The sequence below is a fragment of the Paenibacillus sp. FSL H3-0310 genome (assembly GCF_038002785.1).
Classification (GTDB): Bacteria; Bacillota; Bacilli; order Paenibacillales; family Paenibacillaceae; genus Paenibacillus_AQ; species Paenibacillus_AQ odorifer.
The window spans coordinates 2,821,400-2,838,791 of the sequence record NZ_JBBODC010000001.1 but is presented as its reverse complement, the minus strand read 5'-3'; the positions used below and the strand labels follow the sequence as shown (position 1 = coordinate 2,838,791).

Below are 17,392 nucleotides of genomic sequence, written 5' to 3'. Positions count from 1 at the left end.
ATAATTCTCGAAAGTATCTTTAATTTGCCACTACTCAGAAAAAAATAAGAAATCGTCTTTTTAAGCAAAGTAGAAGTCCCTTCTACCCACTCAAAAAGGATCGATTTCTTTGTTATGTCCGCATTTATAAACTAAATTCGCTAATTGGGCAGTTCCTTCTTCAAGTTGATCGTAACCGTGGTGCCTTGCCCCGGCGTGCTGGAGATACTTAAACCATATTGAGGACCATATTCCAGTTTAATTCGTTCGTCCACATTTCTTAGTCCATACCCGCTCTGAAACAACACATCTTCCTTGGCTTGGCTAAGCGTCGCACCGTTGGAAAATCCCACCCCGTCATCAGTCACTGTGAAGCGAATCTCATCTGCCACTAATTCGCCTTTAATCCAGATTCGGCCCATCCCGCGTTTCTCGCTGATGCCGTGTTTGATCGCATTCTCTGCAATAGGCTGAAGAATCAGCTTCAGAATGCGAACCTTGCGCAGCGATTCCTCAATCTCGTATTCAATCTCGAACTTATCCGGAAATCTCATTTGCTCAACTGTCACAAAACTCTGCACCAAGCGGATTTCTTCGTCCACGGTCACGAACTTGTCGCCTTTATGCAGGCTGATTCGAAAAAAGGTAGCTAATGAAGAAATCAGCCGTTCGATATCGGGCTGCTTCTTCAGTCGGGCAATCCAGGCAATTGCATCCAGTGTGTTGTAGAGAAAATGGGGATTGATCTGTGATTGAAGTGCGGTCAGCTCAGCTTTCCGTTGCTTTTCTTTCTCCTCATCTTTCTCCAGCATTAATTGGCTGATCCGCTCCACCATCTGATAGTAGCTGTTCTCAAGCTGAAAAATCTCATCAACCTGACCGCGCTGTTCATAAACAGCGGCCAGATCTTTTTTGCCAAACAGGCTCAGCTTCTTCTTCAAGTTCAGCAGTGGACGGGTGATTTTGGCTGCCAGATAGAAGGAAAAAATCAGCAGCACAATAAAGGTAACGCTGGCGAACAGAAGCGCATTTTGATTGCCTTTGGCGATTCCCGAGAGCAGTTTGTGATTGGAAATCACGCTGGTAAATTCCCAGCTGACCCCAAGTGTCTCCAACCGGGGATTCAAAGGATAAGTAGCAATGATGTAGGAATTTCCGTTATCTGACCAGGTACGATAGCCTTCTTTTTTACCTGGGCGAAGAGGGGCGTTTTCCTCCAAAAAATTGCCCAAGAGCCGTTTGTCGGGGTGAGAAATAATCCGATTGTCGGAAGTCAGGAAGGAGTAGCCGATGCCAGTGAAGCTGGAGGAATACAGGTCCGCCAAAGCAGCCTCCCTGACATAAATGATCACGACCCCGATATTTTGCCCTGTATTGAAATTGCGGAACTGCTGGCCGAATGGAATATACGCATTGCCTTCTCCATCCCGTTTGATCTCACCGACAACAGGCATGCTGCTCTCCTGAATTCGTTTGATGAACAGGGCTTCAGGCACCTCCAGCATCTGCTCCTTAGACTGGTAAGAATAAAGCATATTATCGTTGGTGCTGATAATCACGTTACCCACCAGGTCGTTCTGGGCCAGCATACCGTCGATGATAGCTCCGATTCGCGATTCCTTATCAGCTGACGGCAGGGAATCATTATTGATGATTTGGTAGATATCACTGTTCACCAGAAACCGCAGAAACAACATTTGAATGTCATCGACCATGAGCTCCACGCTAAGCCCAATTTGGCGCTGAGTCTGAACGACGTGGCGGTACAGATCCTTTTGCAGGTAGGTATAGGAATAAAAATTGAAAATAACGAGCATCAGCACCAGATGCATAGACAGTCCTGCTAACAGAACAACAACAATCCGGCTTTTGATCTTGAACCGCCTCATCCAGGAATCCATCCGGTTGGCTAGTCTCCGCTTACCCATAGGTTTTTGCATATTCACTCGGCGGGATGCCCGTCATTTTTTTGAAGATCTGGCTAAAGTATTTGGAGTCGGTGAAGCCGACCTGATTGCCAACCTCGTACACCCGATACTTCGGATTGCGCAGCATACGTTTGGCTTCCTCGATACGGTATTCCGTCAGACATTCGTAAAAAGTTTTGTTCAGATCTTTACGGAACAGATGCATCAAATGGGTTGGACTGACGAAGACCGCCGCAGCAACCATCTCAACGGTAATGTTTCCGGCATAGTGCTCCCGTATAAAAGCGAGTGCGTCCCTGATTTCGCGCCGGCACCGAGCTCCAGCCTCTTCTTCAGCATACAGCACACGTTCAATGCCAGAAAGGGCACGCTGCGCAGCAAGTACAGCCTGCCGGTATGAATCTACGATCCCGTTCCATTCTCCCGCAGGTTTACCTATGCCGACGCTTAAGGCCTGGCCGAAGTGCTGTTGGCTCCATTCAGATAGTTGTTTGCCCAATTTTCGTGCAGAATCTCCGGCCAGCTCTGGTTCCCCGGTCCGAAGGATCATAACCCACTCCAGATGGCTGTCCCGGAATAGACACAGTTGCTCAAAAGAATGCGCTTCCAGAATAGTCGCCGCTGCATCCTCCAGCGCTTTGCCTACAGTATTTCCTTGAAGGCCGTTATCAGGAGGAAAGGTAATGGACAGCGGTAGGATAGCTTTTCCAGGTTCCAATTGCAGTTCCAGTAATTTTATCTTATTTGAAATAAACTCTTCGTCATGCAGTTGGTCATGCAGCAAATCCTGCCAGAACTGCTTGGAGATCGAGGCCAATTCCTCATTAAGCTGTGAATACCGCTTGGAGAGTTGCTTTTTGCCAAGGATTTCATCCCCGACGCTTCGAACTGTATTTGCAAGTTCTTCTATATTAATGGGTTTTAGCAAATAGGTGGAGGCGCCATAACGCAAAGCAGCCTGCGCATATTGAAATTCGTCATAACCGCTGAGCACGACAATCCCTACGAGCATGTCCTGTTCCCGTATTTTTTCGATGAGCTCAAGACCGTTCATATACGGCATACGAATATCGGTAATGATCACATCTGGACGGTGCTGTAGGGCAAGCTCCAATCCTTCCTCGCCATTGCTGGCTTCTCCTATGATCTCGACGTTGTATTCTGCCCAGTCTATGGTCTGGGTGATGCCCATGCGGACCAGATATTCGTCATCCACTACAAGCGCTTTCAACATTGGCTTCACCTCGAAGTAGTTTCTAATATGTCTTACAGCCATTATAAACATGAAACCTCTTAAAGAGGAGGTATAATTTCTGAGGTTGTCAGGATCGCAAACGATTTCGCAGTATATTCCCCGCTGACTCTGCGCAGTGACTGCCACGTAGCGTAAGGATCAAACATTTCAACAGCTTCGCAAACCGTTTCATAGGATTCCATCCTAACTTTTGCAAAATCCACTGTGATAGACTTTAAGCGTAAAAGAGCAGTAAGCGCTTTTATAAACATAGAGAGATCGAAATTGAACGTTGTAGGAGGAGTACACTAGATGCAAGATTCATTTATTCCATTTGGGTTTCAATATTACCGTTCCCCGACCCCCTTCCGTGATCAATGGGAACAAGACCTAAGCAATATTGCCGGACAGGGCTTCAATTGTGTGAAATATTGGGTACAATGGCGCGCGAGTGTGTCCAAAGAAGGGACCTATCATTTCGATGATATTCAGGAGCTAATGGATATTGCGCAGAGGAATGGTTTGAAGGTCATTTTGAATGTAATTTTCGACGTGGCGCCGGCCTGGTTCTATAAAAAATATCCTGATTCCAAAATGGTTACAGCGGACGGTTTCATTCTGGAACCAAGGGCGATTAACTGCCGCCAGATCGGCGGAGCGCCGGGGCCCTGTTATCATCATGCAGCTGCCGCCGAAGAAAAGGCAAAGTTTCTGGCGGAGACGGTGAAGACTTTTAAGGATCATCCGGCGCTCTGGGTCTGGGATTTATGGAATGAGCCTGAACTAACCACAGGAATCAAGCGCAAGCTGTCTTTTGACAACCAGGTGTGTTATTGCGAGCAATCGCTGTGGGTGTTCCAAGAATGGCTAAAAAATAAATATGTTACTTTGGAAGCCCTCAATGAATCATGGCAGCGGACTTACGGGAGCTGGGAGGAAGTAGAGGCACCGCGTGGACAAGGCGTATTTAATGATCTGGTGGACTGGCGCCTGTTCATGTCCGGTACTTTAACGGATGAGCTGCGGAGCCGGGTAGATATAGTGAAGTCACTGGATCTTTTGCATCCTGTTATGGCCCACACTGTGCCCGCCCCTATCTTTAATATGATTACAGCGGGTTCGGACGACTTCAAGCTGGCTGAGCCCTGTGACTTGACAGGCAATAGCCTTGGGTCCTCGGCCTGGTCTGCTGATCTACTGATCTCTGCCGCCAAAGGTAAACCCATTATCAATTCGGAGATTCATGCTTTGCCAGGCAATACTGCAATGAAGCCGCGTCAGCCGGACCTGCGGGAAATGAAACGGCATATTCTGACCCCGCTCGCTCGTGGCATCACGGGATATTTGTTCTGGCAGTACAGACCAGAGATATTGGGACAGGAGGCCCCTGCATGGGGCAGTGTATATTTGGACGGAAGTCCAACCCCATGGTACAAGGATATGGCTCATCTAAATAAGCTGGTGCAAAACAATAAGCAAGAGCTGATACATGCAAAACGGCGCGGAGACGGGATTGCCATTCTGTTCAGTCCGCAGAACCAGGTTGCTAACTTTGCGGCACATGATCATCTGGACACCTACAACGATTCCTTACAAGGCGCCCATAAACTACTGCATGAGCTCAATTATAAAGTTGAATTTCTGCATGAGACGGATGTTAACGAGAAGACACTGGAGCAATACCACTGCTTGTGGATGCCTTATCCTCTATATTTGAACCGCAAACTGTGTGACATCCTACGCCAGTGGGTGGAAAAGGACGGGATTTTGATTTCAGAATGCTCGTTCGGAGCACTTCAGGGAGAGAATGGCTGCCACAGCTATACGGTGCCCGGTTATGGATTTGACCAGGTGTTCGGGGTCCGTGAGACTTGGATTCATTCCGCTGAGAACCTGGATCACAGCTATCATCAGGTTGCGTTCGAATCACGGACAGCGATTCCGTTGCGGAATGTTATGGAGCATAGCAAGGCGGAGGAATCGGCAGCAGACGATACGGCGCACGGATCCTATTACAAATCGGATATCGAGCTGGAAAGCCATGTGAAGGTACTGGCTGAATTTGCCGAGGACCGCATGCCTGTGTTGACTACCGCCGCTTATGGCAACGGGCGTGCCGTATGGTTCGGTACCTTGCTTGCAGCTGCCTACTGGCAGGATGGACATCCCGGAACGCTTCAGCTAATGCGGGATCTATTACAGAAGGAACTAAAGCTGCAGCCGTATGTACAAGCAAGCGGCGGTGTCCGCGCGGATCTCTCCGAGTGGGAAGGTGAGCAGGACCGAGGGGCATTTCTTTTTGTTCATAATGAAGGGGATATGGCGGTTAAGGCTGACGTTACGCTGGGTATTGTTTATACTTCTGTCGAACCGTGGTTTGATGATGGCAGCGCTGAAATTCAACCAATGAATCTATTGAAACCCACAACTACAAAACTGACTGTGCGGGTGGAAGCTGGAGATGTTCAAGTATTCCGATTATCTTAACCGGTATCAGTAAAGAGCGGAGAATATAGAGCCGGTGAAAACTGGCTAAAGGAGTGTATCTATTTGGGTTGGTTAGATTATGTAAATCCATTACAGGGGACGGAGTCAGATTTCCGGTATTCACATGGCAATACACTGCCACTTACAGCGATGCCATTTGGTATGGCGGCTTGGTGCCCGCAAACCTATGAAGCAGGTGGAACCTGGTTCTTCCACCCGCGCCATCGCCACCTAGAGGGCATCCGGCTGACCCATCAGCCCAGCCCGTGGATCGGAGATTATGGGCATCTGACCCTGTTGCCGCAGACAGGTCCACTGCTCCTCAGTCCCGGTTCACGTTCTTCTTCCTTCAAAACGGAAGAGATGCAAGTGTTCCCTCACTATTTCGATGTGTTTCTTCAACGTTACCGCACCCGGCTGGAGCTGACTCCAACCGAACGTTGTGCAGCGATAAGAATAACTTTCGCTGAGAGGCAGCAGAACAGGCTTATTATAGCACCTCTGAAAGGTGAGTCACATCTCACCTTCCAGCCGGATAAACGTAGAATCACCGGCTACACAAGAGGCCATACCGCCGGGGTGCCCGATAATTTCGCGATGTATTTCGTGTTCCAGTTCGATAGGGATTTTCACATGGAGGAGTCGGGAATCTTTAACGGAGATTATCAGCCACTGGGGACCCATGAAGGGACTGGCGAACGACTGGGCGCTTATGTAGGAATAGCTGCACCGGAATCTGGCATAGTGGGAGTGAAGTGCGGGACTTCCTTTATTAGCGGAGAGCAGGCGCTGCTTAATCTGAACCGAGAGATTGGGGAAGACGGCTTCGGAGAGATCTTGAATAGAGCAGAGGCAAGCTGGGAAGAACGGTTGGGGCGCATTGTTGCTGAAAGCGCAGATGAAGAGAACCTCCGCACCTTTTACAGCTGCATGTACCGAATCTGCCTGTTCCCGAGAACGTGGCATGAATATAACGAGCAGAACGAGAAAATCCATTACAGCCCTTTTAATGGCAGCATCTGCCAGGGTCCAATGTATTCGGATATCGGGCTGTGGGATGTATACCGAACCAGCCTTCCTTTATACAGTATCTTATTCCCATCTTTATTGGGTGAGATTATGCAGGCGTGGACATTGGCATACAAGGAGAGCGGCTGGCTGCCAAAGTGGCTGTCACCAGGGGAGCGCAGTGCCATGCCAGGCACACTGATTGATGCCGCAGCTGCGGATGCCGTGGTTAAGGGCATCGGCGGATTTGATACAGAGGTACTGTATGAAGGTCTTCTGAAGCATGCAGATCGTCCATCAGTGGACGAGAAGCTGGGCAGAAGGGGCCTTGAATTGTACTTGCAGCAGGGTTATCTGCCGCATGACCGTTTCCATGAAAGTGTAAGCAACACGTTGGATTATGTATACGGAGATTTCTGTATTGCGCAGATGGCCAAAACACTTGGCAAAATGGATGATTATGAGCGTTTTATGGCTCGGGCACAGAATTATAAGCTGCTGTTTGATCCAACAGTTGGGTTTATGAGAGGTCGCAATGAGGACGGTACTTGGCAGGAAGCATTTGATCCTCTGGAGTGGGGTAATCCGTTTTGTGAAGGCGGGGCTTGGCAGGGGAGCTGGGCTGTGCCCCACGACTTCCCGGGACTAGCCGGGCTGATGGGCGGTGAAGAGGCTTTTGTCCAGCGTCTGGATCAGTTGATGGCTGAGGAACCTGTATTTAAAGTGGGATCCTATGGTTTGGAAATACACGAAATGTCGGAAATGGCCTCCGCCGATCTGGGGCAGTTTGCCATCAGCAATCAGCCGAGCTTCCACATTCCTTATATATTTGCCAGACTCGGTGTGCTGTGCAAAACGCAGTATTGGGTCCGCAAAACCATGGCCGAACTGTTCAGCAGCCAGATGGATGGTTTACCCGGCGACGAAGATAACGGCAGCATGGGTGCTTGGTTTATTTGGAGCGCCATCGGCCTGTACCCGTTAAGTCCCGGAATTCCTGAATATGTGCTCGGCAGCCCGCTTTTTGATAAGGTAACTATTCAGCTTGAAAATGGGCAGCAATGGATCATTGAAGCAGAGAACAACAGCCCCGCCAATGTGTACAGCAAATCGGTCCACTGGAACGGATCGCTATGGGAGCACCACTCTCTGTCACATGACGAGATTGTCAAAGGTGGAGTCTTGAATTTCTGTATGTTTTCGGGCACAGATCAGTCTTAAGAACAATGCAAAGCAGTCTGGAAAATTCCGGACTGCCTTTGTTTTTATTAGATGATTTTACAATCAAAAAAAATTGAGGAACACACTGAATCAGTGATGAATGCAAATCGACTTTTCTATAAATCACTCCGATCCCGTAATTGCATGGATATCATGCTTGATATACAACAATCTGCTGCTCAATCCCGACAAACGCGCTGAATTCCTGCACATTGTACAACATTCCACGTTCGAATACGTAACTTCTCTATTCTCCGACAGCATTTTTTTATAGGGCGAAAACTGGGCTTTACGGTCAAATCGTGAAATGGCAAACCATTTCGCAGCTTTCCCGCCTGTTATTTCAACGTAAACATGTCTAATATCGAAGAGAATGAAAGCGCTTAACATCGAGGATGAGAGAGGAGGAAATAACTTATGACTCTAAAACTTCATTCCAAAAGAAATCAGCTAATCGTTATTCTGACCGCTCTGTTAGCAGGAAGCCTGCTGCTGATTGGTGCGAAGAAGTTGCAAGCTCCACAAGCAGAAGAAATGCTTCTGACCCTTAACGGGCAGGAGGCCACAGCAGCGGAGTTCAACTGGCATCTTCAAATGAATCGGGCACTGATTGTTGATTATTTTAAACAAACTTACAACGCCGACTATTCAATAGACTTCTGGTCTGCCTACTATTCCGGCGAAAATCCAATGCAGAAATGGATTAATACAGCTCAAACTCAGCTTTTGACGAAGCGGATGGAGCTACAGCTTGCTCAAGAAGCAGGAGTCGTAACGGATATCAGTTTTGAAGGTTTTCTCAAGGAGATGGAGCGCGAGAATAATCGGCGGAGTCAGGCAGCAGCGAATAAGGAGGTGGTGTATGGTCCTCTTCATCTGGAGGCGCAGGCCTATTTCAATTATTACATGAGCAACCTTGAGGATGCCACGATTGAGGCAATGCGCAGTAACGGAAGTATCGTGATTTCAGACGAACAGGTGAAATTGGAATATACAGCAAATCTAATTGCGAAATATTCTCTGCCGGGAACGATTCGTCTGGAATGGGCAACGCTTTCCTTTGGCCCAGAAACAGAGTACAAAGATCAGCAAAAAGCCTTAGAAAGAATGGAAAAGCTCCATGCAATAGCAACAGCGACAGCAGCAACAGATTCTTCAGGCACAGGCTTCCAAGACCAGGCAAAAGAGTTTGGCGTAAACGTTGGCGAGGTGAAAATAACAAGTGCTTCACGGCGAACAGCAGCTCTGGAAAATCCAAAGGTATTGCTTACCGCAGAGCAACTGGCGCCGGGAGAGATTAGCAGTTTGTTTGCTGAAAATGGGGCTATCCATCTACTTTACTGCCTGTCGGCAGATGATGCAGTTGTTCAACCGCTCGATCATGTGAAGGATGCCATCGCACTGAATTTGGCGCAGCAGAAGTATAGATCCATTGTGGACGAAAAGCTGTCCGAAGCTGTCGTGGAATGGAATTACCCGATGGCTGAAGGTCTCGCAAACCAAACCATCCAATAAATGTTCAAGGGGGAATAATACAATAATGTTCAAAAAACTCGCAAAATCACTGCTTATAATGGTGCTGATCTTCACAGCGCTGCTTCCCGTAATGGGCGTTTCTGCCCATGCTGAAGAGACGAATGCCGATGATTTCTCAACCCTACCGGCAGCGGAACACAGGTCCGAGAACTGGCTGATTGACAGTAGTAATCCTCAATTTTTCGGAGGAGATGCAGCCCGGCTGGTCAGAACCTCCACGGAGACTGGCTATGCCATTTACCCTTTGACTGGAGTTCAGTCGTTTACGCTTCAAGCGTATTATTTCTCTGGTTCCACGGCTGTTATCAAGTTCTACGGATCGCCAGATGCAGATATCTGGACGGAGCTTCCAGCCATCAACGACAGTCCCACCGCAACCGGTTCTGGCTGGTACGGAACAATATATACACCCTCGGGGGCGCTGCCGGATGGTGTCAATTATCTCAAAATTGAAGTCAGTGGTGACCTCGATACCTGGCTGATGCAGCTTGGGCACCTTACACTCTCCAATGTGTCGCTTGCACCACAAACGATTGTTGATGAGCTTGACGACATTGCACAGCTTTATGCACACAGTACAAATTGGTCTTTAGATACAAGCAATCCCGCTTTTTTTGGTGGAGATCATTCTCGTGCGGTGAGAACAGCAGACTCAGCAGAATCACTCGTGTACCATTTGCATAATCTGCAACATTTCACAGCCCGCATGCATTCCTTTGCCGGGTCTAGCGGGACTATCAAGTTCTATGGTTCGGCGGATGCATCCACTTGGACAGAACTTTCTGCTGTTCATGAACCTCCACAGGCCACTGGTGATGCGGCTTGGACCGGGACGAATTATACTCCGGCACAGGGGATTCCTTCCGGACTTCATTACTTAAAAATAGAACTTAGCGGTGATTCCGCACTCTGGCTGATGCAACTAGGATCGGTCACCTTATCCAACCGCTTGCCTGGAGATGGAGGGAGCAGCGGTGGAGACGGAGAATATTATGTGGATTCATTTGCAGGCAGCGACAACAACGATGGAAAAACACCGGAGACTGCCTGGAAGACCTTTTCTATAGTGAATCAGACTACCTTTGAGGCTGGGGATCGGATTTTATTAAAGAAGGGTGGAATCTGGAACGAACAATTATATCCTAAGGGCAGCGGCACAGATGAAGAACCGATTACAATATCTGCCTATGGGAGTGGAAGCAAACCGATTATCAATGGTGGAGGCATGGCCGGAGCAGCTGTATACCTACGTAACGCCTCGAACTGGGTGATTCGGGATCTTGAGGTCACTAATTATGCTTCCGAGAGGGGAACTGTTTACCGGGAAGGTATTATGGTGGAGAATGCTAATGGAGGAACATTAAGTAATATCCGCATTCAGGATAACTATGTCCATGATGTATCAAGCAGTTTCCGTTATCCGACGGTTTCCGGAGCCGAAGGTGGCCCGCATGCGTTTGGAGGTATCTCCGTATATGTGGGTGGAACGACGGGCACGGACAAGTTCGATGGGGTATGGATCGAGGGCAATACAGTGGAACGGATAGGCCGGACCGGTATTGTGGTATGGGATCAGCGTTTTAACGGAGCAGACTATGCTACGGTCAATGTTACGATCCGTGGAAATTATGTCAAACAAGCCGACAGCGACGGTATTCTCACCTTCGGTGCGGATGGAGCGGTGATTGAGCATAACATAGCGGAGGAAGGCGGAAATTATTCCGAAGAAGGCGAGTTTAACGGCTCTGCCGCAATTTGGCCGACTCGCGGCAAGAATAATATCGTCCAGTTCAATGAGTCTTTTAACACGAACAAACCAGAGGGAGATGGTCAAGGCTTCAATCTGGATATCGATACGATGGACAGTGTGGTTCAATATAATTACAGCCATGGCAACAAAGGCGGATTCATGCTTTTTGTCGATGCCCGTTTGACTCCAGGCGTGCTGACAGGCTCCTCTAACAATGTAGTCAGATACAACATCAGCCAGAATGATCTAACGCATACGTTTAATTTTGCAGGCGGGGTTACGCCAGATACACAAATCTATAACAATACTATCTATATTGGAGCTGGGCAAAACACCAAAATTATCGATCATGAATGGGATGACGCAGGAAATATTAACGCTCCGTATTCTTTTAGGAACAATCTGGTCTACAACCTTGGTCAAGGAGGTTATAATCTGCCAGGGGTGAACGGTAGCTTCGACCATAATCTATTATATGGCAACCATCCAGTAAGTGAGCCGGAAAATACCAATCCTATCACAGCAAATCCACTCTTAGTTGCTCAGGGCACCGCCGGAATTGGTTGGAATACAGTGGACGGTTACAAGCTGAGAGAGGGGTCTCCTGCACTTGGGGCCGGTGCTGTCATTGCAGACAACGGTGGGCGGGACTACTGGGGCAATCCCGTTTCAGCAGCAACTCCACCGAATATCGGAGCTTATAATGGACCCGGACTTGATCCTGCTACGCTTCCAGAAGCCCCTGTAGATGATCTGCGACTATATTTTCAAGGTTTAAAAATTGCTCCTCATATTACAGATGGTAATAACGGCGGCATATCGCTGCAACTTCAATTTACGAACAGTTCCAGTGTGGATCCTCTGAGAATTAAAAAGATTTCCTGGACCCTAGGGGAAGAGACTGGTCAGATCAGCGGTAGTGAATCGCAATTGTCTGAAATTGCCCCAAATAGTGGATTTACTTATTCAATTCCACTGCCGGGATTCTCTGAAGGGGTTAAATATCCTCTTGAGTTGACAGTTGAGCTAGAAGGTTATGAGACAGTTCACCTCAAGCAAAACATAGATATTAACCGGATGCAGCATCAGTCCGATACACGAAGTCCAGCTCTGATTGATCTTGCGGACGGAACCCCTTTGCTCAACGGATATAAGGGTGCGGATGATCTTAGTGGAACAGCGCAACTACGCTGGGATGAAGAACACATTTATTTGACCGCCGATATCCGCGATGATGTATTCAGCCATAATGCCGCCGGGATTAATATTTGGCAAAATGACAGTATTCAGTTCAGTCTTGCTCCCGGTGTACCGGGCGATAGTCAATCCTGGTATGAATACGGAATCTCGCAAACACCAGAGGGGCCGCAAATATATCGTTGGCTGTCCATGAAAGGTGCAGCTACCGGAGTGTTGACTAAGGGAACTTTAAGTGTGACCAGAGATGAGGCGACCAAGGTTACCTCATATGCACTGGCACTACCTTGGAGCGAAATAAGCCCGATCCGTCCAGCGGCGAGCGATATCTTAAGCTTCACCATGCTGGTTAACGATAATGATGGCGCGGGTCGAAAAGGATATATTGAATGGGGATCAGGCATTGGCGCTGCGAAGGACGCCTCACTTTTCCGCACCTTCCAGTTTATGAACGTAGAAGGTGAAGAAGAGACCCCACTGAGTGATAATGCCGATTTGAGCGTTTTGAGTATGGACGGTACAGACATCCCTGGGTTTGACCGTAAGAAACTGACCTATACAATAAATGTGCCCTTTTCCAAGACAGCGGTGGCTGTAACTGGGACACCTTCTGATGCAGAAGCCAAATTGACGGTAACGGGCGGAAGTGAGCTTAAGGTAGGAGATAACAGAATCGATGTTAAAGTTACCGCTGCGAACGGCATAACAACTAAGACCTACACTTTGAATGTAGTGCGGAGTGAAGAAGGTGGGGGAACAGATACGCCTGGCAATTCGTCCGGCAGCAATAATAGCAACACAAATGAGAGTAGTGGAGGAAAAATAGATAGTCCAGTGAATATAATTTCAGCGGGCCGTATTCGCACTCAGGGTTCACCCGGTGCTGAAGGAATGAAAATTGCACAGCTTTTCACAGGAGAACTCCAAAAAGCGATGAAGGGAGTGCAAGATGGAGCTTTAGTACTTGAGCTTGCTGAAGAGGATGCGACTGCCAGTGGTGTGGCTTTTCAAGTGCCCATTCCCGAACTAAAAGATAATGTTACTTCCCTAACTGTAAAAGCAGGTGCTGCCACAATAACACTTCCAATTAACACTTTAGGTGAGAATATTCCAGAGGGTGCCCGGCAGTTGGAGCTATCTATCCATTTTGTTGATGCATCAACCCTTCCAGTTGCCTTAAAAGAGAAATGGAAAACGCATGCTTTGTTCCGGATCTCAATGACGGTAGACGGTAAGTCCAAAGAAACATTAAGCCCTTCTGCGGCAATGAAGGTATCATTTGGATATGAATTAAACCCTGATGAAGTTCCACATCAAGCCATCGTCTACTCTGTTACCGGCGAGGGAGTGGCCGAAGTGGTCAAAAACTCCAAATACGTATCAGGTACAGGCAAAACAACGTTTACAACAAGGGATTTTGGACTCTATGCTGCAGCTAATGCAAATATCCACTTCTCTGATGTTGATTCAGGCTCCACAGTCATCTTGGAAGCTTTGGCTTCCCGTGATCTTATTCATGGCACAGGCGGGGGCAAATTCGAGCCTGCCCGGCAAATTACAAGAGCGGAATTTGTTCAGCTGTTAGTATCAGCGCTAGAACTTCAAGCCGAGACTAGCAGTACTTTCAAAGATGTGAGTTCAAATGCTTGGTATTACCAAGCTGTCTCAACAGCTCTGGCGCTAAAGCTTGTTAACGGACGTAGCGAAGGCGTATTTGCCGCAAAAGAACCTATTTCCCGCCAAGAAATGGCTGTTATTCTGTTTCGCGCTCTGAGTTTAACTGCTCTCCAGTCGGATATCTCCGGCAAGGCAGCAACTTTTGCCGATGAGAATCAAATCGGTTCTTACGCGATGGATGCGGTTGAGTACCTGCGGGAGACAGGAATTGTCAACGGTTATACCGACGGTACCTTCAGACCACTGAGCCTGACCACACGTGCGGAAGCCGCTGCTTTAATTTACAGAGTAATGGAATTGTAAGCACCACAAAAGAGCTGGAGCCAAGTTCACTTGGCTCTAGCTCTTTTTGCTTTCGGAAATGATAGTTGGGATGGTGACGGCAGTTTCAAAATCACGATGAATCTGGCTGAGCTGGTGAACAGCAGCGGGATCACACGTAGCAAAGAAATGACCGTAGTCGTTAAGGAATAGAACAGGGACAAAAAATCACAAATTCAGGCAACCAGTCGCCGAAAAAACAGGGATGACTGGTTGCCTTTTTTGAGTTATAAACTGCATTATAAGGGAACTGGAATCTTGAATATTCCTTTAATTACTATACTTTTTCAAAGCATCTGCCATATCCAATTTATATTGATCTACTTTTTTTAAATTATCGATAGTTGCTACAACCATTTGGAAAAGATACTCAGATGTTCCTCCTAATTTTAGATTGTTACGTATTAAATTCATTACAATGTCCAAAACGATTGATGACGGAATGAGGACATCTGTAAGTCTAAACGTATGAGAAAAGGATTGTGACCCTAAAGGCCATGGTAAGTCAATCGAAAAAGAAACCGGCACTTTAATATCCAATTTGAAATTTTTCATATTTAAACCTTTTTCAAGTTGATTCTGGATCTCCCCAAAAATATAATCGTTAAAAATCTCAGAAAATTTTGTAAAAGTAAAGTCGGAAACGTCTCGGCAAAGATCCACGAGCTTACGAGGATTGAACTTGATTTCTTTCACTGTCATAACAACAGGAGGGATGATTGCTTCTTGAATTATAGCTTCGACTGCTCCTCTTAACCCTTTGAAAAATTCATCTTTTACTTTACCGGCACCGATTAGAGAAAAAATGTTAAACGTTAATACGTCAGCGGCTTTTTCAGCGATTTCCATTACTGGTTCAATCAGTTCTTTCATTAGTTTTTCTTGCATCAGCTTAGTTATGAAGTCGGTAATAGTATTTAATATCTTGGCTATTTCATTTAGCCAGCGTTCGATTATGGCGAGTAGTTCATCGATCAAGGCTTGAAACAACGCTGGAATCAGTTTTAGAGCGAATTGAATCATATGATCTGTTAAATGATTTATCAATATTTTGGCTATTGCTTCTATTTCAGCCATTTGAGGCATCCACATCGGATCGCTTTGCAAATGGTTGGCGAAGTCCACGGCGTTACCTTTTATTGGAGTAAATATGTTTAGAGCATTTTCAAAAAGCTGTTCTTGTGCTTCAGGTGTCAAAGGCGCTACCATTTCCGCAATAATTTTAACAGCTGCCTCCAACGGTTTCTTTAAAATATCTTGAGCTCCAAGTGGTCCAAGAACATTTGCAGCCTGACCTGCAGCTTCGCGAAGAAGACCCTCGATTTGTTCATTAACTGAAGTCTGAATTCCGTCCATGACATGAATAACGCTTCTTCCAAGCATTGTGAGTAATACGCTGGATAATGCTTCTTGCATAGTTTTTATGTCAAAATTTTGAAATCCATTAACGATCTCTGGAATCAGAACATCAGAAGTCAGTTGTATGCAGGGAATCAGGGCTTGCTCAAACAGTATCTTAATCTCTTCCTCGCCAGCCAAAGTGTTCGAGATTGCAGTTTTTCTAGCACTTATTTCCGTATCCACATAATGATCGAAAGCTTGGTTTATGGCTCCAAGTGTTGATCTAAAAGAGTTTTCCCCTGTAGTCAAAGGAAATGAGGGACTAAATAAGAACTTCATTGCTTCTTGGGCAGTTCCTGAAACGGCAGGTTTCAGAATTGCTGCTATCTCCCGAACGCTATCTACATGTTGAATGGCAATCGTCAAAGGTTTATCAAGTAGAAATGAAAGAAGATCCCCCTGGTTCAAATTTGTGTCAGACGGACGGTTCAAATCTGTATTAATTGCACTTTTGACAGCGGGAGGAGGTTGGTAAGACAATTGTGCCGTAAAAGTAGGCATGGTTGCTTTATCTGCAGCTTGCACTGCAAGGGGGAGCAACAAAGCTGATACCCACAAAGCAGAAATACTTCGGACAAACTCCTTCTTAAGCTGCTCGTTTTGGATTAATGCTGATAATGAATCTAAACGAACAAAGATTTCATGGTTATCCGGCACTAACTGAAAAGAATTAAAACCTTTCAAGGTTTGAATGACTTCTGTGGTTTGTTCAGCTGGTAAAGAAGCAAGGCCAAGTAAACGAAGGATCTCTTCCTTAAAGAACACATTCATAGTCAAGAAGAACAACGATTGGAATTGCCCCCCAATAAATGTAAGAACGGTTTGCGCTAGTTTTTCAGTATTGCTCCCGGTACCTTCATTTAATTGTCTACTGACCTCATAGGCTGATTTCACTCCTATCCTCAGCATAGTACCGAGCATTAATGCTTGTTCCTGCTGTGTGTCAATAGCTTTATTAACAATGCCCTCAATTAAGCCGTTCCCATAACGATTGACCAGTTTTGCAGGATCGGGGAATTTAAAATTGATGCCACCTCTATAGCCACCCCCCGCAATAAATCCCATTCCCGCCTCATAGACAAATTGGAATCCAGATTCCCCTAGAGTAGCTGTCTTATGTAAATTACCAAGCATAACAAAATTGGCATACGCCATAAAACCAACCGCAAATTGGGCATACAAATAACCTTCGAGCTCTGATTCTTCTAACAATAGCTCAATCAATTCACCGGATAAACCATTTCCTGACGGTTTATTCTTCAGGATTTTCAATAACTCTTTAACGGTCATATTCATGCTTAATCCAGCCGCTACCGCCGCTTTAAGAACGGCTTGAAGTCGTCCAGCTAGCCCGGCTTCGTCGAATAGATCCAGGGGCGTTTGTATCTGTACTTGGAGAAGAAGTGAAACTTCGGCACTCCCCAATATTTTTAATTCAGCCCATTTATTTAATAAATTATTGATTTGTGCCATAGCCTGTGCGCCTAACTTATAGTTCATTCCTCTTCTCAAGCTACCCTGGCCCGCAACTAAGGTCTGTCCCTGAATATTTCCCCAGTTTTGAGTTGTTGTACTTTGTTGAAAGATCTGCTGATCTTGATTCAGTGGCAATCTAACACCTCCATATTTACGTTGTTTTAGTATTAAGTAATA

The 17,392-nt window shown here is 46.6% G+C and carries 8 protein-coding genes; 5 read left to right on the top strand and 3 right to left on the bottom strand.

The genetic code is table 11. The annotated features are described in order from the left end of the window. Positions 1-140 precede the first annotated feature (140 nt). Together MHH63_RS12760 and MHH63_RS12755 are read right to left on the bottom strand one after the other, a co-directional pair. Positions 141-1,907, bottom strand: a complete 1,767-nt coding sequence (locus MHH63_RS12760; protein ID WP_341171621.1) for a cache domain-containing sensor histidine kinase — start codon at positions 1,905-1,907, stop codon at positions 141-143. Next, positions 1,900-3,183 carry a response regulator gene (locus tag MHH63_RS12755; RefSeq protein WP_339248742.1) on the bottom strand — a complete coding sequence of 428 codons (1,284 nt, stop codon included), beginning with the start codon at positions 3,181-3,183 and terminating at the stop codon, positions 1,900-1,902. Before MHH63_RS12755 ends, MHH63_RS12760 begins: the two co-directional genes overlap by 8 nt. Before the next feature lie 270 nt (positions 3,184-3,453). Here MHH63_RS12755 and MHH63_RS12750 point away from each other — a divergent pair, with 270 nt between their 5' ends. From MHH63_RS12750 to MHH63_RS12730, 5 genes are all read left to right on the top strand, one after another. Then, complete coding sequence (locus tag MHH63_RS12750) at positions 3,454-5,628, top strand: beta-galactosidase (RefSeq protein ID WP_341171620.1); 2,175 nt, start codon at positions 3,454-3,456, stop codon at positions 5,626-5,628. A gap of 63 nt (positions 5,629-5,691) precedes the next feature. Beyond that, positions 5,692-7,857 (top strand): GH92 family glycosyl hydrolase, encoded by a 2,166-nt coding sequence (locus MHH63_RS12745; RefSeq protein ID WP_341171619.1) that lies wholly within the window; start codon positions 5,692-5,694, stop codon positions 7,855-7,857. A gap of 417 nt (positions 7,858-8,274) precedes the next feature. Further along, on the top strand, positions 8,275-9,372 hold the full coding sequence (locus MHH63_RS12740; RefSeq protein ID WP_076307829.1) for a hypothetical protein: 1,098 nt from the start codon (positions 8,275-8,277) through the stop codon (positions 9,370-9,372). Between the two features lie 25 nt (positions 9,373-9,397). After that, complete coding sequence (locus MHH63_RS12735; RefSeq protein ID WP_341171618.1) at positions 9,398-14,320, top strand: S-layer homology domain-containing protein; 4,923 nt, start codon at positions 9,398-9,400, stop codon at positions 14,318-14,320. A gap of 30 nt (positions 14,321-14,350) precedes the next feature. Then, complete coding sequence (locus MHH63_RS12730) at positions 14,351-14,491, top strand: hypothetical protein (protein WP_248548295.1); 141 nt, start codon at positions 14,351-14,353, stop codon at positions 14,489-14,491. A 117-nt stretch (positions 14,492-14,608) separates the two neighbouring features. On the opposite strand, the gene MHH63_RS12725 is transcribed toward MHH63_RS12730, so the two are convergent. Then, the gene (locus MHH63_RS12725) at positions 14,609-17,350 is read right to left on the bottom strand and encodes a hypothetical protein (RefSeq protein WP_248548296.1); all 2,742 of its coding nucleotides are present in this window, start codon (positions 17,348-17,350) and stop codon (positions 14,609-14,611) included. Between the last annotated feature and the right edge of the window lie 42 nt (positions 17,351-17,392).